The 18352-nt window shown below is 71.5% G+C and carries 16 protein-coding genes; 11 read left to right on the top strand and 5 right to left on the bottom strand.

Annotation, left to right across the window (positions count from 1 at the left end; all coding sequences use genetic code 11):
• Positions 1 to 11: 11 nt before the first annotated feature.
• From AB0I28_RS08190 to AB0I28_RS08175, 4 genes are all read right to left on the bottom strand, one after another.
• Entirely contained in the window at positions 12 to 2420 is a 2409-nt protein-coding gene (locus tag AB0I28_RS08190) for a hypothetical protein (RefSeq protein WP_357490906.1), read from the bottom strand.
• Between the two features lie 10 nt (positions 2421 to 2430).
• A complete protein-coding gene (locus AB0I28_RS08185; protein ID WP_357490904.1) occupies positions 2431 to 4902 on the bottom strand; it encodes a hypothetical protein in 2472 nt (823 codons plus the stop codon).
• Positions 4903 to 5084: 182 nt separating this feature from the next.
• Positions 5085 to 6233 carry a C45 family peptidase gene (locus AB0I28_RS08180; protein WP_357490902.1) on the bottom strand — a complete coding sequence of 383 codons (1149 nt, stop codon included), beginning with the start codon at positions 6231 to 6233 and terminating at the stop codon, positions 5085 to 5087.
• 97 nt (positions 6234 to 6330) lie between these two features.
• Positions 6331 to 8829: a hypothetical protein gene (locus AB0I28_RS08175; RefSeq protein WP_357490900.1), complete on the bottom strand. Its 2499-nt coding sequence runs from the start codon at positions 8827 to 8829 to the stop codon at positions 6331 to 6333.
• Positions 8830 to 9045: 216 nt separating this feature from the next.
• Here AB0I28_RS08175 and proS point away from each other — a divergent pair, with 216 nt between their 5' ends.
• From proS to AB0I28_RS08120, 11 genes are all read left to right on the top strand, one after another.
• A complete protein-coding gene (gene proS, locus AB0I28_RS08170; protein ID WP_357490898.1) occupies positions 9046 to 10452 on the top strand; it encodes a proline--tRNA ligase in 1407 nt (468 codons plus the stop codon).
• Positions 10453 to 10603: 151 nt separating this feature from the next.
• Entirely contained in the window at positions 10604 to 11107 is a 504-nt protein-coding gene (gene rpsP, locus AB0I28_RS08165; protein WP_357490896.1) for a 30S ribosomal protein S16, read from the top strand.
• Complete coding sequence (locus tag AB0I28_RS08160) at positions 11082 to 11339, top strand: RNA-binding protein (protein ID WP_184785382.1); 258 nt, start codon at positions 11082 to 11084, stop codon at positions 11337 to 11339. Before rpsP ends, AB0I28_RS08160 begins: the two co-directional genes overlap by 26 nt.
• A gap of 5 nt (positions 11340 to 11344) precedes the next feature.
• On the top strand, positions 11345 to 11851 hold the full coding sequence (gene rimM / locus AB0I28_RS08155) for a ribosome maturation factor RimM (RefSeq protein WP_357491941.1): 507 nt from the start codon (positions 11345 to 11347) through the stop codon (positions 11849 to 11851).
• A gap of 26 nt (positions 11852 to 11877) precedes the next feature.
• On the top strand, positions 11878 to 12639 hold the full coding sequence (trmD, locus tag AB0I28_RS08150) for a tRNA (guanosine(37)-N1)-methyltransferase TrmD (RefSeq protein ID WP_357491939.1): 762 nt from the start codon (positions 11878 to 11880) through the stop codon (positions 12637 to 12639).
• A gap of 123 nt (positions 12640 to 12762) precedes the next feature.
• Entirely contained in the window at positions 12763 to 13119 is a 357-nt protein-coding gene (gene rplS / locus AB0I28_RS08145; protein ID WP_357490894.1) for a 50S ribosomal protein L19, read from the top strand.
• Positions 13120 to 13266: 147 nt separating this feature from the next.
• Positions 13267 to 14193: a signal peptidase I gene (lepB, locus tag AB0I28_RS08140; protein ID WP_357490892.1), complete on the top strand. Its 927-nt coding sequence runs from the start codon at positions 13267 to 13269 to the stop codon at positions 14191 to 14193.
• Between the two features lie 111 nt (positions 14194 to 14304).
• On the top strand, positions 14305 to 14895 hold the full coding sequence (lepB, locus tag AB0I28_RS08135) for a signal peptidase I (protein ID WP_357491937.1): 591 nt from the start codon (positions 14305 to 14307) through the stop codon (positions 14893 to 14895).
• A gap of 14 nt (positions 14896 to 14909) precedes the next feature.
• Positions 14910 to 15365, top strand: coding sequence for an NUDIX domain-containing protein (locus AB0I28_RS08130; RefSeq protein WP_357490890.1), 456 nt, complete (start codon positions 14910 to 14912; stop codon positions 15363 to 15365).
• The gene (locus AB0I28_RS08125; RefSeq protein ID WP_357490888.1) at positions 15362 to 16075 is read left to right on the top strand and encodes a ribonuclease HII; all 714 of its coding nucleotides are present in this window, start codon (positions 15362 to 15364) and stop codon (positions 16073 to 16075) included. The genes AB0I28_RS08130 and AB0I28_RS08125 overlap by 4 nt, the downstream gene beginning before the upstream one ends.
• Positions 16072 to 16374, top strand: coding sequence for a DUF2469 domain-containing protein (locus AB0I28_RS08120; protein WP_184785387.1), 303 nt, complete (start codon positions 16072 to 16074; stop codon positions 16372 to 16374). The genes AB0I28_RS08125 and AB0I28_RS08120 overlap by 4 nt, the downstream gene beginning before the upstream one ends.
• Positions 16375 to 17748: 1374 nt before the next feature.
• Here the strand turns inward: AB0I28_RS08120 and AB0I28_RS08115 are convergent.
• Positions 17749 to 18300 carry a DNA-processing protein DprA gene (locus AB0I28_RS08115; protein WP_357490885.1) on the bottom strand — a complete coding sequence of 184 codons (552 nt, stop codon included), beginning with the start codon at positions 18298 to 18300 and terminating at the stop codon, positions 17749 to 17751.
• Positions 18301 to 18352 lie beyond the last annotated feature (52 nt).

The following is an 18352-nucleotide window of genomic DNA, read 5'->3' as shown; positions in this document are numbered from 1 at the left end:
CGCTTCGGCGGTCACCGGTCATCCTCTCCGACAACCGCGGCGGCGGTGGTGAGCAGCTCGGCGACGGTCCCGCCGAAGTCGCCGAGGAGCCGCAGGGCGAACACCCACGCCTCCGGGTCGGTGCCGATCGTGTCGCGGACCATGTCCGACAGTGTCGCCCGTGCCTGTTCGGCCGCCGCACCGGGCGGAAGTCCGGCGATGAGCCGCGCGACGACCGTCAGGGCCTCGTAGGCCGGCGTGGCGTGGCCGAGCAGGTCGCCGACGGTCACCCGCGATGCCGTGAAGGCGCGGGAGACCCAGGCCACCTGGTCGCGGCGCTCGCCGAGGGGGTTGTCGGCGAGGACCGCCGCGATGTCGGCGCCGTCCATGAGCGCGCGCTCGGTGCGGGTGTGGGCGACGAGCACGCGCTCGGCCTCGGCCGCGAACTCCGGAGGGCGGCCGTGGGCGTGACCGAGGCGGCCGAAGACCTCGTCGGGCAGGGGCTCGGCGCGGTGGGCGGCGATGATCTCGGGCCAGTGCCAGTCGTGCGACTCCTCCAGGAGCGCGACATGGTCGACAGCCGGATCGCGCAGTGCCTCGATCTGCCACCGCGCGCTCTCCGCGTGCGCGAGACGGGCGGTGAGGGTGTCGACGGCGGCGGCCTCGTCGCCGATGGCCAGCAGCTCCTTCAAGGTCGCCTCGACCTCCTGCTCGAAGGGCTCGTGGCCGCTGCCGGTGTTGCGCAGGTGCAGTTCGTCGTGGAGTTCGAGCATCTTGTCGGTGCCCCGGCGGCGCCAGACGTTCAGCAGCAGCCGCAGTTGCGGCGTCTCGCCCTTCACACGGGTGTGCCGCAGGATGCGCAGCTGGACCTCGGGATCGGCGCAGGCGACGGCGTCGCGGGCGGTCAAGAACCCGCCCCGGTCGAGCAGTTCGGCACGGAAGGCGGGATCGAGCCGGCGGCCGATGATCAGCTCGCGCTGCCGCGGGGTGACGGCCGGGTGCCGGTGCACGCGGGCGTCCACGAGCGGTTCGCCGAGTTCGAGCAGGCGGTCGAGGTCCGCCGCGGACAGTTCCCGGCGGCCCGCCAGCAGCGCGCGCTGGGCGGCGGTGCCGTAGGCGGTCAGGTGCTCCATCCAGTCGGCCCGGTAGGGCCCCTCGCCGAGCAGCGCCGCCGTGGTCGGCGCGTCGAGTTCGGGGAGGACGTTCATCTGCGTGGGCGTGTCGACGACGCCGAGGAGCCCGGCGATGGCGTTGCGGTCGGCTCCGGGGCCGCTGCGGGAGCCGCCGGCCGCCGCGCCGGCGATGTTCGGGGCGCCGCCGAAAAGACCGGCGACGGTGCCGTTGAAGCGGCGCAGCCGCGTCCGCAGATCGCGCCAGGCGCGCGGGTCCTCGCCCAGGTGCGTCTCGGCGAGTTCGCGCAGGCCGGCCACCAGCGGTTCCCACGCGGGCGAGTCGACCGGCCTGGCGTGCACGGCGGACAGCACCGCGAGAGCCGGCCGTCCCTCGGCGAGGACCGTTTCGGCGTGCCCGTCTTCCACGAGCCGGGCGACCAGCCGTACGACGGCGTTGTGGGGTGCCGGCGCGGACGCGGGGACGGCGAGCATGGCGGTGGTGACCCGCCGCGCGTTCTGCACGACGACCGCCGAGTCGGTGCGGTACAGCGCGAGCAGGGCCTCGTCGGGGCAGTCGGGTCGTTCGGCGAGCACACCGATGGCGATCCCGCCGACCGGCCGGCGCTCGTGCGCGGCGACGAGCAGCGGCCAGTCGATGGTGTCCCGGCGCGCGACGGCCTCGGCGGGGTCGGAGGTGGCGCGCAGTTCGGCGATGAGGCCGTGCGTGCCCTCGTGCCGCTCGGTCCGGGCGGCCAGGCCGTCGAGGTCCTCGGTGAGTTCCGGCGGGACCAGTCCGTCGCGCGAGCATGCGCGGACGGCGTCGTCGCCCGCCGCCCGCTGGATCGACAGCAGCGCGCGGTGGCGTTCGGCCTCGGTCAGCACGCTGGCGGCCGTGGCGAGGGCGTGGCGGACGACCTCGGGGAAGGGGCAGCCCACGGCCTGCCGGAGCACCTCGGGGTAGGTCGTCGCCAGCAACCCGGCCACGAGACCGTCGGGGCCGTGCCAGCAGGCGCGCTCGGGAGGCGAGGACAGCACGATCCGCTTGTGTTCGTGGGGAAGGGCGAACAGCGCGCCCATCCCGAACCGGGCCGACTCGGTTATCCGCCGCAGCAGACCGTCGTCATCGGAGTTCCGGGCGCGCCAGGTGAGGGCGGCGATGAGCTGGTCGGAGCCGCCGCGCACCATGACGTCGACGAGGCCGGCGGGCAGCGGCCATGGCTCGGCGACGACCGAGACGAGCAGGTCGTCGAGCGCGGCCGCCTGACGGGCCCAGTCCTGTTCGGGGGCCACGCCGAGCAGGACGGCACCGGCCTGATGCGACTTGTTCACCGCGTTCCTCTCAGTCCGTCGCCGCGGTCGCGGTCGCCAGGAGCTCGGGTACCGTGCCGGTGAACTCCGGCAGGATCCGCAAGGTGAGCAGCCACGCGTCGGGACGGCCGTCGACGGTCTCTTCGAGCAGCGCCGACAGCGGCCCGGGGTCCTCGGACAGGTGCGGCGCGGCGAGCGCGAGCGCGCGCATGGCGGGGAAACCGTGGCGGACCAGGTCGCCGGGGGTCAGCTGACCGGAGGCGAGACACAGTGGCACCCACTGGCCGTTGACGAAACCCTCGTCGAGCGGCTTCTCCTTGAGGCGCCGCAGGGCCCCGCCCGGCTTGGTGAGCGGGCCGTCCCACGCGTTGGCCTGGGCGTCCGCCGCCTCCCCGAGCTCGGCGGGCAGCCCGCTGGTCATGTCCCGCATGGCCGCCAGCATCTTCGGCGGCAGGGCCTCGGCCCGGTGGGCGGCGATGATCTCCGCCCAGCGCCACGGATGCGAGTGACGCGCCAGTTCGAAGGGGTTGTCCCGATCCCGCCGCAACTCGGCGATCTGCCACTCGGCGGTCGTCGAGGCGTCGACCTGCGCGCGGGCCTCGGCGAGGGCGGCCGCGGGGTCGGAGAGAGCGGCGAGTTTGCGCAGCCTGGACTTGGCGGTGCGGCCGATGGGCCTGCGCGAGTACGAGGCGGGCTTGAGCTCGTCGGAGATCAGGTGCAGCGCGCGTTCGCGGCCGTGCCACTTCCAGGCGTTGAGGAGCAGCCGCAGCTGCGGGAGGTCGCCGCGGACCCGCACGGCGAGCAGGATGTGCTCCTGAAGCTCGGCGTCGGCGCATTCGACGGCCTCGGTGGGGTGCCAGCCCGCCTGCTTGGCCAGCAGCCGCTCGCGCAGTGCCGGGTCGAGCGGCACGATGCCTTCGCCGGGACCGAAACGGTGCCCGGACAAGATCGCGCGACGCTGCTCCGGGGTCGCCCCGGTGCGGTTGAAGAGCCTGCTGTTGACGGCGGGGGAGTCGAGTTCGAGCAGGCGCTGGATCGTCCCGGCTTCGAGGGTGGGACGAGCGGCGAGCATCAGCGCGAAGCGCTCCCCGCCCTCGACGGCCGCGTCGGCGAGGTAGGGCTCGAAGACGGCACGGGTGAACACGTCGAAGCGGGTCCGCTCGTCGAGGTGCGGCAGCAGGCCGCGCCGCACTTCCACGGTGGCGCAGTCGAAGACGGTGAGGAAGGCCGCGCGGGCACCCGACGGGACCCCCGACTTGCCGTCGGCGGGCGCCTCGGCGGGATACGGCCACGACGGGGGTGCGCCGTTGCCGTTCACCACCGACCACACCGTCCCGAACAGCACGCCGACCGGCCCGGGCGCCGAGCGCAGCACCGACCGCAGCGCTCGCCAGGCGGCGGGGTCGTCGCCGAGTTGCTCGGCGGTCAGTCGCTCAAGCTCGGCGAAGGCGGGGTGGTCCGGCGAGGTCGTGCGCTCGGGACGCATGGCGGCCAGGATCGCCGTCGCGGGGCGGGCGGCGGTGATCAGGCCGGCGGGGATGCCCAGTTCGAAGGCTCGGCGGGTCAGTACGGCGGCCGACTTGCCGAGGACGGCGGCGGTGGCGTTCTTCTCGCCGCGCCAGATCCCCTCGTCGAAGGCCAGGGCGTCTTCGGCGATGGCGAGTGGGTGGGTGTCGTGCAGCCGTGCGACGGTCTCGGGCGGGCAGTCCGCCCTGGCGACCAGGGCCCGCGCGGCGCGCTCGTCGAAGGGCTCGGCGGCGTGGGCGGCGTCGATGGCGGCCCAGTCGAGGACGGGGCGCAAGGAGACGCGCCATTCGAGGTCGCCGCGACCGCCGGGACGCAGCTCCCGGACGGCGCACTCGGTTCCGTCGGCCCAATCGAGGAGCCCGGAGAGGTCGCCGCCGGCTTCGAGTTCGACGATGGCCCGCGACGCGACGGGCCCGCCGATCAGCTCGGCCCACGTGCGCGCGTTGTCCGTCGCGCTGTGGCGGCGCAGGCCGGCGAGGGCGTATGCCAGCTCGCGCTCGCTCAGCTCACCGGCGGCGATGTCGAGGACGTGCTCCAGCAGGCGCGTGAAGGGCGCGTACGCGAACGACCGGATGACGCGGGGGTCCTTCTCCGTGCACAGTCGCGTGATCGCGCCCGTCTCCCCGTGCCAACCCGGGTGCGAGGGATCGGCGTTCTCCAGGACGGTGCGGCGCAGGTCGCGGTCGTCGGCGCAGGCCAGGGCAACCGCGGGGTGCCCGCCGGCGGCGAGTCTCCGCCGTGCGTCCGGATCGCGGCGCAGCTCGGCGTTGCCGGCCAGCGCGCGCAGGAGTTCGGCGTCGCCGAGTTCGAAGACGGCCTCGATCAGTTCGCCGGGAAGCCGGTGAGACTTGCCCAGGACGTGGGTGAAGGGGCCACGCAGGGCCGAGAGGAGCGCGCGCCAGTCGAGTGGGCCGGCCGCGTCGATCAGAGCGGAGAACGCCTGCCTGTGGTCGGGGGTGAGATGCGGTGCGTTCAAGGTCGTCCTTCTGCTCGGCTACCGGGAGGCTACCGCCGGCGTACGACAGTCCTCAGTGGACGAACGGTTCCGCTTTCCCGCCCGCCGACCGGTTGCCGACGCTAGTCCCACGCCGCGACAGCGCACCGCGTACGACGGGCGCACCGTCCGTGTTGCGACGGCGCGCCCGGTGCCCTCGCCGGCTACTTCGGCGTGAAGCGCAGCGCCTCACTGCGGCGGACGGCGCCGTCGGCGTCGCCGAGGTAGAAGCGCGTCTCCAGCGAGGGCTCGTTGACGTCGATCACCGAACGCCACAGGGTCCGCCACGGGAAGTCGGGCGCCGCCGGCACCGAGACCTCGTCCATCGCGTCCTCCAGGAAGTCGCGGCCGACCTCGGCGCCCTCGACCCGTTCGGTGAGGGTGCGGGCCCGGCCGTAGGTCAGGAAGGTCTCCTCGGTGTCGGCCGGGAGGTCGCGCGCGACGGGGTGGCGGCTGAGCAGGTGGTTGGTCACGCACAGCGGACCGCCGCCCTCGGCCTCGATGATGTGCTCGACGCCGCCCGCGCGCTCCCACACGAACGCGCGGCCCGAGGCGTCGGCGATCAGGTAGTGGCAGCCGACCTCCGCCGACTGCTTCGCGCCGAGCAGCGCCGCCTTCGCCTCGTCGGCGGTGCGGCAGGTCTCCAGCACGAACCGCGGCAGCTGCATCGGGTTGACGCCGACCTGCGGGGGAGTGGGCCCCTCCGGCGGCTTGGCCTCGGTGATGTCGGAGATGAGCAACGCCACCGACAACCCCGCCTCGTTGACGCCCTCGGTGGCGCCGTCGAGGTTGTCCATCGTGATGACGGTGGTGGCGAGCCCGTCGTCGGGGACGGTGGTCAGCACGTACGGTCGCGACGCGATGGGCGTGCCGCCGGGAGCGGCGGGCGTGCCGTCCGGCCCGGAGAACGCCGCGACCATCTCCTCCCACGACATGGTGAAGAAGTCGTAGTTGCGGCCGAACAACCCGTGTCCATCCACTGTGGATGACGGCGGGCAGAACACCGCCGAGCAACCCGACCCGGCGGGCACGCTCGACGGCGAGTCGAAGGCGAGGTCGTCGCGATCGGGGTCGACGCCGGCCGCCTCGGCGATCCCGCGCAGCCGCTCGGCGTGCTGCGGCCAGTGCCGCTCGAACCAGACGCGCCGGGCCCGGCCCAGCACCGGGTCGATCGGCGTGGGCGCCCAGCCGTACCCGGTCGCCTCGCCGCCCAGTGCGCGGCCGATCTCTTGCTGGCCGCCGGTCAGCCGCAGGTGGCGGACCGTCATGAAGTCGGTCGCGCCGCCGGCGACGACGGTGGATTCGTGGGACATCTCGCGCTCCTCGGGTTGTCGTGGATCCCTGTGCCCCGAACGTTCCCGGAGAGCGCTGACGGCCCGCGCACGGTTCGCGCACGGGCCGCTGACGTGCTCAGCCCACGGCGAGCCTCGCCGTGTCCAGCAGCTCGGGCAGCGAGCCGGCGAAGTCCGGGAGCATGCCCAGCACCAGCATCCACACGTCGGGGTCCCCGGCGACGGTCTCCGCCAGCAGCTTCGACACCGCGTCGGCGCCGCGCGTGTTCACCACCGCCAGCGCGACCGCCGCGGGCCGCGCGACGGCCAGGACATCGCCGGGGGAGACCGCGCCCCGCGCGAGCGCGCTGCCGAGCCAGTGCCGCTTCTGGTAGTCCACCGACAGCGGGGCCTCCAGCCGCCGCAGGACGTCCCCGGAGGAGAGGATCCGGTCCTCCCAGGTCTCGCCGACCTCCGGATTGGGTCCCAGCTCCTCCGAGTCCGCCTTGAACTCGGTCGGGCACCCTGCGGTCTCGGAGTCGAAGCCCTTGATCATCCACGGCGAGAAGGGCTCCTCCCGGTGCGCGGCGACCAGCTCGTCCCAATGCCAGTGGTGGGAGTGCTTGGCCAGGTCGAAGTGGTCGGAGCGATCGGCCCGGACCTGGCCGATCTGCCACTCGGCGGTCAGCGACTCCCGCGCCTCTTCGCGCAGCCGGGCCAGCTCGGCCGAGGGATCGTCCAGCTTCAGCAGTGCCGTGAAGCGCTTCTTGAGCCCCGGCCCGATCGGGTGGGCCGAGTAGGCCTTCGGCCCGATGTCGCCGGCGACGTACTTCGCCGCCAGCTCCCGTCCGTGCCGATCCCACGCCTCGACCAGCAGCCGCGTCTGCGGCATTTCCCCGCGCACCCGTACCTTCGCCAGGATGTGCGTCTGCAACTCGGCGTCGGCGCAGTCGATCGCGTCGGTGCCGCGCCAGCCGCCGTCTCGGGTGAGCAGCCTGCCGCGCAGGCCCGGGTCGAGAGGGACCGGCCCCTCGCCGCCGCCGAAGCGCCGCCCGGACAGGATCGCGGTGCGCTGGAGGTTCGAGACCTGCGAGCGCAGGAAGAGCCGGGCGTTGATCTCCGAATCGTCCAGTTCGAGCAGCCGCTGGATGGCGGGTGTGCTCAGCGACGCCCGCGCGGCCAGTGACAGGCACCAGCCCCGGTCGGGGCCGGCGAGGGCGGCGTCGAGCCACTCCGGACGCCACGCGCCGAGGGTGAACACCTCGTGCCGAGTCCTGCCGTCCAGGTGGGGAAGCAGGGCCAGTTGCACCTCGACGGCCGCCACGTCGAACAGCGGCACGAACGCCGACCGCGCACCCGTCAGCGACGTCGCCTTGCCCTCGGGGGGAACGTCCGCCGCGTCCGGCCAGGCCGCCGGTGCCTTCCCGGCCGCCGCCATCGACTCCGCCTTCGCGAACAGCTCCAGCACGGTCAGGCCCTTCGCGGACTTCAACGCCGCCCGCAGCGCCCGCCACCTGGCCGGATCGGCGCCGAGCCGCGCCACCGGCGCGGTCAGCTCGTCCATCAGCGCGGCGGTGTTCTCGGCGTGCCGCTCGCGCGACGTCCGCAGGGCCTCCAGAACCGCCACCGCGGGCCGCGCCTCGGCGAGCACGCCCTCCGGCTCGCCCTCGGCGACCAGCCGCCCGGCGAGCACCTTCGACGCCCGCGCGACGACCGCCGCCGAGCCGCTGGGCCTCAGTGCCCACCAGGCCCGGTCGGGACGCGCGGCGTTGTCGACGACCGCTCCCGGATGGGCTTCGTAGAGTTCGGCGAGGAAGTCCTCCGGGCAGCCCTCACGCCCGGCCAGCAGACCCGCCGCCTCGACGTCGAAGGGCTCCTCGCGGTGCGCCGCGCGCAACACGTCCCAGTCGAGGACCTCGCGGGCACCGAAGGTCTGTGCCCGGTCGCCGCTCCCGGTGTCCCGCAACTCGGCCACGGCGAGCTCGGTGCTCTCGGCCCAGGCGGCCAGGGCGGAGAGATCGCCTCCGTCGGCGACCTCGGCGGCGGCCTTCTCCCCGACGACTCCGCCGACTCGCTCGAACCACGCCTCCGCCGCCTCGCGCCCGGCCGCCGCGTGCAGGTTCCACAGCGCCAGTGCCCGCTCCCGGTCCGACAGCAGGTGTCCCACGCGCTCCAGGGTGCCGCGCAGCAGCGCGGGCAGGCGCGAGTGCACGTACAGCCGCCACGTTCGGACCTCGTCCTCGGGACGCATCCACGTCACCCACCGGCTCAGGTCCATCGCGGCCCAGCCGGCCCGGTCGAGGTGCGCGGAGGCCAGCAGCCGCGTCTGGAAGCGCCGGTCGTGGTGGCGGTAGAGCCGCGCGCGGCCGGTCGCGGCGAGCCGGTCCAGCACGTCGGGCATGTCCTGCACCCGTTCGTGGGCCTTGAGCAGCGAGATCAGCGACTCCTCGTCCCCGCCCCGCAGCGCCTCCTCGGCGAATGCGGCGGGCACCGGCACGTGGCCGTCGAGCACCGCGCGCACGATCCGCGGCCGCGAGGCGATGGCGCGGTCCCACTCCTGCGGTCCGGCGGCACTGATCAGGGTGACCATCGCGCGGTCGGCGATGTGGAGGGGAATGTGGACGGACGAGTCGCTCAAGGCGGATTCCTTCGGCTCGGATACGGCGGGCAGGCTACCGGCCTCGTGCGACAGTCCTCAGTGGACCGAGTGCCTCCCACGCGCTGCTCACGCCTGAGCGGCGCATATTCGCTGTCACCGCCCAAAACGCGCCCTGTAGGCTGCCTTCGTGGTGTCCCTCACGGCGACACCCACTCTGACCAGCACAAACGATCATGCAAAGGACCCGGGATCACCGTGGCACGAGTGCTCACTCCCCAGGCGGAGGACTTCCCCCGTTGGTATCAGGACGTCATCGCGAAAGCCGAACTGGCCGAGAACGGTCCAGTCCGCGGCTCTCAGGTGATCCGACCGACGGGGTGGGCCATCTGGGAGCGCATGGTGGCCGAGGTCGATCTCCGCATCAAGGACGCCGGCGCCGAGAACGCCTCCTTCCCCCTGCTGATCCCCCAGAGCTACCTCCAGCGTGAGGCCGAGCACGTCGAGGGCTTCGCCCCCGAACTCGCCGTCGTCACCATCGGCGGCGGCAAGGAACTCGACGAGCCCGCCGTCATCCGCCCCACGTCGGAGACGGTCATCGGCGAGTTCATGGCCAAGTGGATCCAGTCCTACCGGGACCTGCCCCTGCTGCTCAACCAGTGGGCCAACGTCCTGCGCTGGGAGATGCGCACGCGCCTCTTCCTGCGGTCGGCGGAGTTCCACTGGCAGGAGGGCCACACCGCCCACGCCACCCAGGACGACGCCCGCGCCTACGCCCGCCGCATCCTGCACGACGTCTACGAGGACTTCATGGCCAACATCCTGGCCATCCCCGTCATCGTCGGCCGCAAGACCACCCGCGAGCGATTCGCCGGAGCCACCGACACCTACACCCTCGAAGGGCTCATGCGCGACGGCAAGGCCCTCCAGATGGGCACCTCGCACGAGCTCGGCCAGAACTTCGCCAAGGCCTTCGACATCGGCTACCTCGGCAGCGACGGCAAGCAGCACCACGCGTGGACCACCTCGTGGGGCGTGTCGACCCGCATGGTCGGCGGCATGATCATGGCCCACGGCGACGACAACGGCCTGCGCGTACCGCCGCGACTGGCCCCCGTCCAGGCCTACGTCATCGTCGTCAAGGACGGCGAAGGCGTCGCCGAGACCGCCGCGAAGCTCCACGACGAGCTGCGCGCCGCCGGCGTCCGAGTGAAACTCGACACCCGCACCGACATCCCGTTCGGCCGCCGCGCCGTCGACGCCGAACTGCGGGGCTACCCCATCCGCGTCGAACTCGGCCCGCGCGACCTCAAAGAGGGCAACGCCACGATCGTGCGCCGGATCGACGGTTCCAAGACCGCCGTGTCCGTCGACGCGGTCGCCAAGGCCGTCACCGAAGCCCTCGAAACCGACCAGAAGGCCCTTTTCGACGCCGCGCTCGCCTACCGCGAGGCCCACACCGCCGATGCGAGCACGCTCGCCGAGGCGATCGAGGCCGCGAACGACGGCTTCGTCCGGCTGCCGTGGTCGGACTGCGGCGTGGAGGGTGAGAACGAGGCCAACACCAAGGGCGTCAGCGTCCGCTGCCTGGTCCGTGCCGACGGCTCGGTTCCCGACTCCGAGGACGAAGAGGGACTGGTCGCCTACCTGGCTCGTTCCTACTGATCGGGCCTCGGTAGGATGGACCGCTGGTAGTGGATCGTGCGCGGCGCCCTCTCATCGACGTCGTACGGCCAGTCCATCGAGCGGAAAGCGCCGCAACCCTACGCGGTGTCGAGGCCGCTCACCCAATATCGCAACAGGAGCTAACACAGCTGTGGCCGTAAAGATTCGACTTCTGCGGATGGGCAAGATCCGCCACCCTCAGTACCGCATCGTCGTCGCCGACTCGCGCACCAAGCGCGACGGCAAGGCGATCGAGTTCGTAGGGATCTACCACCCGAAGGAGGAGCCCTCGCGCATCGAGGTCAACTCCGAGCGGGTCCAGTACTGGCTCGGCGTCGGCGCCCAGCCGTCCGACCCGGTCAAGGCCATCCTGTCCAAGACGGGTGACTGGCAGAAGTTCAAGGGCCTGCCCGCCCCGGAGCCGCTGAAGGTCGCGGCTGCGAAGGCCGACAAGTCCGCCGTGTACGAGGCCGAGGCCCTTGCCGCCGGTGGGGAAGCCAAGGACGCGGAGACCAAGCCGAAGAAGAAGGCTCCCGCCAAGAAGGCCGAGAAGGCCGACGAGGCGAAGGCCGACGAGGCCAAGGTCGAGAAGACCGACAAGTCGACCGCGACTGCTGAGGAGACTGCCGGTGGGGACGCCGCCGCGGAGTCCTGACGTTCTCCGACCCGCGTTGGAGCACCTGGTCAAGGGCATCGTCGACAACCCGGACGACGTTCGGGTCCGCATGATCAACGGACGCCGCGGCAAGCGGCTCGAGGTTCGGGTCAACCCCGACGACCTCGGGACCGTCATCGGCCGCAGCGGCCGTACCGCCAAGGCTCTGCGCCAGGTCGTCACCGGCATCGGTGGCCGGGGTGTGCGCGTCGAGATCCTCGACTCGTACTGACCGTGCTGCTTGTCGTCGGCCGGATCATCCGGCCACATGGCGTTCGGGGTGAGCTCGTCGTCGAGATTCGCACCGACGAGCCGGACTCGCGGTTCGCCGTCGGGAAGGTGTACTCCACCGACCCGGCGGCGGCCGGTCCGCTGACCACCACTGGCATCCGCCCGCACCAGGGTCGCCTGCTGATGACCTTCAAGGAGGTCGGCGACCGGGTTCGGGCCGATGAGATGCGTGGAGTCCGCCTGTGCTTCGAGAGCGAGGGCATGGCGGCTCCCGAGGACCCCGACGAGTTCCGCGACCACGACCTGTGGGGCCTGGACGTGGTCACCGTCTCCGGTGAGCGCGTGGGCGAACTCACCCGCATCGACCACGGCGCCGCGCACGACATGCTCGTCGTGTCGCGCAAGGGTGCCAAGCCCGTCTACATCCCGTTCATCAAGGTGATGGTTCCCGAGGTCGACGTGCCCGGGCGCCGGATCGTGGTGGACCCGCCGGAGGGTCTGCTCGACCTGTGAGCGAATCCTCTCCGGACGGCGCCGCGCTGCGGATCGACGTCGTCTCCGTCTTCCCCGAGTACCTTCAGCCGCTTGAGCTGTCGCTGATCGGCCGCGCCCGCAAGCGCGGCCTGCTCGACGTGCGCGTGCACCAGTTGCGCGAGTGGACGCACGACGTCCACCGGACCGTCGACGACAGCCCTTACGGCGGGGGACCGGGCATGATCATGCGTCCCGAGCCGTGGGGCGAGGCCTTCGACGAGCTGGTTCCGGCCGGTGGTCCGGTCCCGCACCTGCTGGTGACCAGCCCGGCCGGCCGGCCGTTCACGCAGCGGATGGCCGAGGAGCTGAGCACGCAGCCGTGGCTGATGTTCGCCTGCGGCCGCTACGAGGGCATCGACCAGCGGGTCATCGAGCACGCCGCGACGCGCATGCCGGTGACCGAGGTGTCGCTGGGGGACTACGTCCTCTTCGGCGGCGAGGTGGCCGCGCTGGTGATCGCCGAGGCCGTGACCAGGCTCGTGCCGGGCGTGCTGGGCAACGCCGAGTCGATCGTCGAGGAGTCCCACACCACGGGTCTCCTGGAGGCGCCGCTCTACACGAAACCGGCCGAATGGCGCGGACTCGAGGTACCGGATGTACTCGTGTCCGGGCACCATGCGAGGATCGTGCGGTGGAAGCGGGATCAGGCGCTGTTGCGAACCGCACAGACCAGGCCTGATCTGCTGGCCGCCACGCCCGTCGAGGAGTTCGACAAGCATGATCGGGCGACGTTGCAAGGGGCCGGGTTCGATGTCGGCCCATCGTAATGTGTATTGTTGAGCGGTTGCATCGGCCGCTCCGCGGTGTCTCACCCCGAACTCGGCCGCCGACACCTGACAAGACTTTCACTCGGCGCGAAAGCGCGCCTTGAGCTTCGAGGATTATTCGCCATGAACACGCTGGACCTTCTGGACGCCGCTTCGGTACGGGCGGACATCCCGGATTTCCGTGCCGGTGACACGCTCAAGGTGCACGTGCGGGTCGTCGAGGGCAACCGTTCCCGTGTCCAGATCTTCAAGGGCATCGTGATCGGCCGCCAGGGCTCCGGCCTCCGTGAGACCTTCACGATTCGCAAGGTCAGCTTCGGCATCGGCGTCGAGCGCACCTTCCCGCTGAACTCTCCGGTCATCGACCGGATCGAGGTCGAGACCCGCGGTGACGTGCGTCGCGCCAAGCTGTACTTCCTCCGTGAGCTTCGCGGCAAGAAGGCGAAGATCAAGGAGCTGCGCGAGCGTCCGGCGAACTAGTCCGCCGCGGCCTCGCCGCCAGATCTGCACGACGCGGGTCCCCCTTCGGGCGGGCCCGCGTTGTCGTGTGCCTGCGTTGCCGTGCCCTTGACGGCTCGTGAAGGATGGCCAGGCGCGCACCCGCGCGACCCAGCCCCCGGAGGAGCCATGGACGCCGACACCCCCGGCACCGACCCGGCGCCCGGCGTGACCGAGCGCAAGGCCGCCGCGGGCCGCCGCGAGTCGGCTAACGAGAAGCGCCGCCGCAGGCTCGCACTGGGCACGGCGGCCCGCCGGGAGATGCCGCTGTGGAAAGAGCTGCCGCTGCTGCTGCTCGTCGCGTTCTGCGTGGCGGTGCTGATCAGGACCTTCTTCCTGCAGGCCTTCGGGATCCCCTCGGCGTCGATGGAGCAGATCCTCACCGAAGGCGACCGCGTCCTGGTGTCGAAGGTCGTCTACCAGGTGCGCACCCCGCAGCGCGGTGAGGTGATCGTGTTCCGCGGCAACGACCGCTGGGCGCCGGAGTTCCAGTCCGACCCGAACGCCGGGCTGCTCAGCCGCATCGGCGGGGGACTGGCCGACCTCGTCGGAATCGGGGAGCCGGGGGAGAAGGACTTCATCAAACGGGTGATCGGCCGGCCCGGTGACACGGTCATGTGCTGCGACGCGGACGGCCGCGTCACCGTCAACGGCTACCCGCTGGACGAGTCGGAGTACCTGTTCGAGGATTCGCCCCGCGCCGAGGGCGGCGGGGAAGGCGGGGACTGCCGCACGCGGGAGTTCGGGCCCGTCCTGGTCCCCGAGGGGCAGCTGTTCGTGATGGGTGACCACCGCGGCAGGTCGCAGGACTCGCGCTGCCAGGGATTCGTGCCGATGGACAACGTGATCGGGCGCGCGATCGCCGTCGTATGGCCGGTCGACCGCTGGCACGCGCTGCCGCTGCCGGCGACCTTCGCCGGAGTGCCCGACCCGGCGTCCGGCACCGGCGGGTCGGCGCCGATCGCGGCCGGAGGGGGCCAGGGCGGTCCGGTCTTGTTGGCACCGATCATTTTGACCGCCGTGTTCCCGGCACCACGTTTCAGGTTCAATGCGTAGACTCCGCGTGTGATTGAAGAAGAGCAGCCGAAGACCGAGCCGCCCGCCGAGGACGCCGCGAAGGGGTCCAAGGACGAGGACAAGAAGAAGAGCGGGTCGTTCTGGAAGGAACTGCCGATCCTGCTCGGTGTGGCGATCGTCGTCGCCCTTCTCGTGCGGACCTTCGTGTTGCAGTCCTTCTGGATCCCCTCGGGGTCGATGGAGCACACCCTCGACCTCAAGGACCGGGTGCTGGTCAACAAGCTGGTCTACGACTTCCGCGACCCCGAGCGCGGCGAGGTCATCGTCTTCACCGCGCCGAACGACTGGCGCAGCGACCCGAATGAGGAAGACTTCATCAAGCGGGTCATCGGGATCGGCGGCGACCACGTCGTGTGCTGTGTGGACGGGAAGATCACCGTCAACGGCCAGCCGCTCGACGAGTCGGAATACCTGTACACCAACGATGACGGGGTCCAGGACGCGCCGAGCGCGAACAAGTTCGACGTCGTCGTGCCCGAAGGCCGCCTGTGGGTCATGGGCGACCACCGTTCGGCGTCGGGTGACTCGCGGGAGAACTTCATCCGCTTCGAGAGCATCGACCGCTCGACGATCGCGGTGGACGCGGTGATCGGTAAGGCCTTCGTGATCATCTGGCCGATCGATCGCTGGCGCTGGCTGGCGATTCCCGACACCTTTGCCGATGTACCCGAACCGACGTAGTGTCGTCTGACGTGATGTCTTCTGCCGAGGTGGTCGACCGGCTCGCCGGAAGGGTTCTGCTCGTCAACGCCGAGGACCGGGTCCTGCTCTTTCGTGGCTGCGACCCGGCTCTGCCCGACGACAAGTACTGGTTCACGCCGGGCGGCGGCATCGACGAGGGTGAGGACGCCCGTGCCGCGGCCGTCCGGGAACTCTTCGAGGAGACCGGCCTGCGGTTGCCGGCCGAGGAACTCGCCGGGCCGGTGTTCGAGGAAGTCGCCGAGTTCGCCTTCGACGGCCTCGCCTACCGGCAGCGGCACTGGTTCTTCCTGGCGCGCGTCGAGTCGTGGGTGGTCGACACGGCCGGCTTCGAGCCGATCGAGCGGACGACCATGGACGAGCACCGCTGGTGGAGCGCCGCCGAGCTTGCGGGCACGGCCGAGGTGATCTACCCGCCGGAACTGAGCCGAATTCTGCGTGAGGCGCTGTGATCACCATTCCCCGTACGGTCATCCGCCGCGACGGTGACCTGTACACCTTCGAAGACGCGCTTCGGCGACGTGGTTTCCACGCCGTCGCCGGTGCCGACGAAGCGGGCCGCGGGGCCTGCGCCGGCCCCCTCGTCGTAGCGGCGGTGATCCTGCCGCCGGGACGCCGCGGACGAGTGCCGGGGCTGGCCGACTCGAAACTGCTCACCCCCGCCGCCCGCGAAGAGGCCTACGTGGAGGTCCTCGCGCGCGCCATGGCCCACTCGGTCGTGGTGATCGGGCAGGAAGAGGTCGACAGGCGCGGGTTGCACGTGTGCAACCTCACCGGCATGCGCAGGGCGCTGGCCAGACTGAGCGTCGCGCCGGGGTACGTGCTCACCGACGGCTTCGCCGTCGACGGGCTCTCCGTGCCAGGTCTGGCCGTGTGGAAGGGTGACCAGGTGGCCGCGTGCATCGCCGCCGCGAGCGTGCTCGCGAAGGTCACCAGGGACAGATTGATGGACGACTGGCACGTCAGGTTCCCCCGATACGGGTTCGACGCGCACAAGGGATATGTCACCGCGGGCCACCAGGAGGCGCTGGCCGCCTACGGTCCGTGCGTGGCGCACCGGCATTCCTACGCGAATGTCAGGAACGCGGGTGTGTCGCGGCAGCCTGCGGTGCCTGGCACGCCGGTCATGGGTGACAATGACGGGGTGGAGGCCGCGACATGAGCGCTGAGGATCTCGAAAAGTACGAGACCGAGATGGAGCTGCAGCTCTATCGGGAGTACCGCGACATAGTCCGCCAGTTCTCCTACGTGGTGGAGACCGAGCGGCGGTTCTATCTCGCCAATCACGTCGAGATGCACGTGCGCAACACCGACGGCGAGGTGTTCTTCGAAGTGGAGATGCGCGACGCCTGGGTCTGGGACATGTACCGCCCGGCGCGCTTCGTGAAGAACGTGCGGGTGATGACGTTCAAGGACGTGAACGTCGAAGAGCTGGACAAACCAGACATCACGCTGCCGTAGGCGGCTGGGTCGGCTGGTCGGCTGGCTGTGTCAGTCGGTCGGTTGGGCGGACGTTTGGGCGGTCGATTCGCCGTTTCACCGATTGGCGGCTGGTCGGTTGCTCGCTCGGTGTGCGGCTCGGCGTTGGGTATGGACGCGGCGAATGCGGCAACCTTGGCAAGCGCTGTGGCCCGGCGTCGGCCGCGACTGGTGCGGTAGCCGCCGTGGACGCGTCAGCACGGCAGGCGGGTATGCGCTGTAGTTGCCGCGAGCGATTCAGTCTGCCCGCCCGCCGAGCGCCGAGGCCCCATTGTTGGCGCGAACAAATGTGCCCAAGGCTCGCCCGGCCCCGAAACCCGGCACCCGGCTTCGGCACTCGATGGCTGACCCGAGCCGGCGTCCAGTCTGTTGCCGAGCACCGGCATCCAACGCTCGACTTCGGTGCTCGTCGGCTCACCCGGCCCGGCAGCCATCGGCTCGCTTGGCATCGCTGCCTTATGGCCACGCTCGCCGAGAGGCCTCGCTGAATGCCGACGGTAGATGGCGCTGGCAGTCCCCCCTGGCGAGCTCGGTGACAGGGCCCGGCTCCGCCGGGCTCGCCATGGCTCGATGTCGCTTGTAGAGGCGGGCTGGCGTAGCCAGGCGAAGCCCGGCAAGGACGGGAGGTGCAGCTGCACGCCGCTGCACGCCGCTGCATGCCGTTGTCCATCGCCGCTGCGGCTCCGGATGCTTGCTCGCGGCGGTCTGCGTCATCATCGTCGCCGAGGCGTCACCTCCGTCCGTGTCCTGATCGTGGCGATTCCGGACTCTGTTCCGCCATGGCCTGGCAGCGCGGGCATCCACGCGCCGGCCTCCCGGACGGCGCGGGCATGTCCAAGACGCGACGCAGCATCTTCCCGCCCACGGCGGCTGGCTCCGACGCCGACGCCGACGCCGGTCGCCGCCGGCAACCGGCGCTCGCGAGGCCCGGTACCTGTCGTGCCTGTCGTGCCGTCCGGAAGGTGCCCGAACCGGCGAGCCGGCGAACCGCGAGCGAACCTAGGGAACCCATCCCAGGGTGTCCTTCGGTCGACCGGGAATGTCACCTCCGTTTGTGTCGTGGACGGGTTTGCTGGCTGCGGTGCGGTGCGGTGCGATTGGCCAGGGCCAGGTCCTCAGCGCCCGCCCATCCCGGGCTCGGCTTGCGCTCACCCGGCCTGCCCGTCTCTGGTTCCGGCTCGGCTTGCGCTCACCCGGCCTGCCCGTCTCCGGCCCTGGCTCGGTTCGCGTTCACCTGGCCCGCCCATCCCCGGCCCCGGCTCGGTTCGCGCTCACCCGGCCCGCCCATCCCCGGCCCCGGCCCCGGCCCCGCTCCCGCCCCCGCTCGCCCATCCCCGGCTCCCGCCCTCACCCCGCTCACCCGTCCCCACCCCCACCTGCCCCGCTCGCCCTTCCCGCTGCCAAGGCGGGGGTGATGGCGGCCTTCGTCTGGCGGTAGCGGCCGGCGGTGTCCTCGATCAGGCCGCGCATGTGGAGGAGGGGGAGGGTCCGGTTGACTTCGCGGAGGGTGGTGCCGGCCTGGGCGGCGATCTGGGCGGGGAGGGCCGCTGTGCGGCGGGGGACGGAGTCGAGGATTCGCGCGGCGATCTCGTCGAGCCGGTCGAGGACGGTGTCCGGGGAGTGGAGGGGCTCGGCGAGGTCGGTGCCGAGTTCACCGAGGTCTTCGATGATCTCGGCGGCGCGGGTGACGATGCGGGCACCGCCGGGCTCGCGGGCGAGTTGGTGCACCCCGACGCTCAGAGGGGAGGTGGCCTCACCGGGGACGATCATGAGCTGGCGGTCGAGTTCGACGGCGTGGCGGGCGGTGTTGCGTGCTCCACTTCGGACCTGGGCCTCCACGACGACGGTGCCGAGGGTGGCGGCGGCGTTTCGTCGGTCTTGGCTCGGTGTGGCGGGCTGATGCAGCACGGGCTGGCAGGGTGCGTGCGCGACATGATCTGTCAGTGGTGTCGCAGACGCT

Origin of the sequence: Phytomonospora sp. NPDC050363 (assembly GCF_040655735.1) — a bacterium.
Lineage (GTDB): Bacteria > Actinomycetota > Actinomycetes > Mycobacteriales > Micromonosporaceae > Phytomonospora.
Note: the sequence above shows the minus strand (reverse complement) of the source record. Positions and strands in the feature narration are given on the sequence as shown.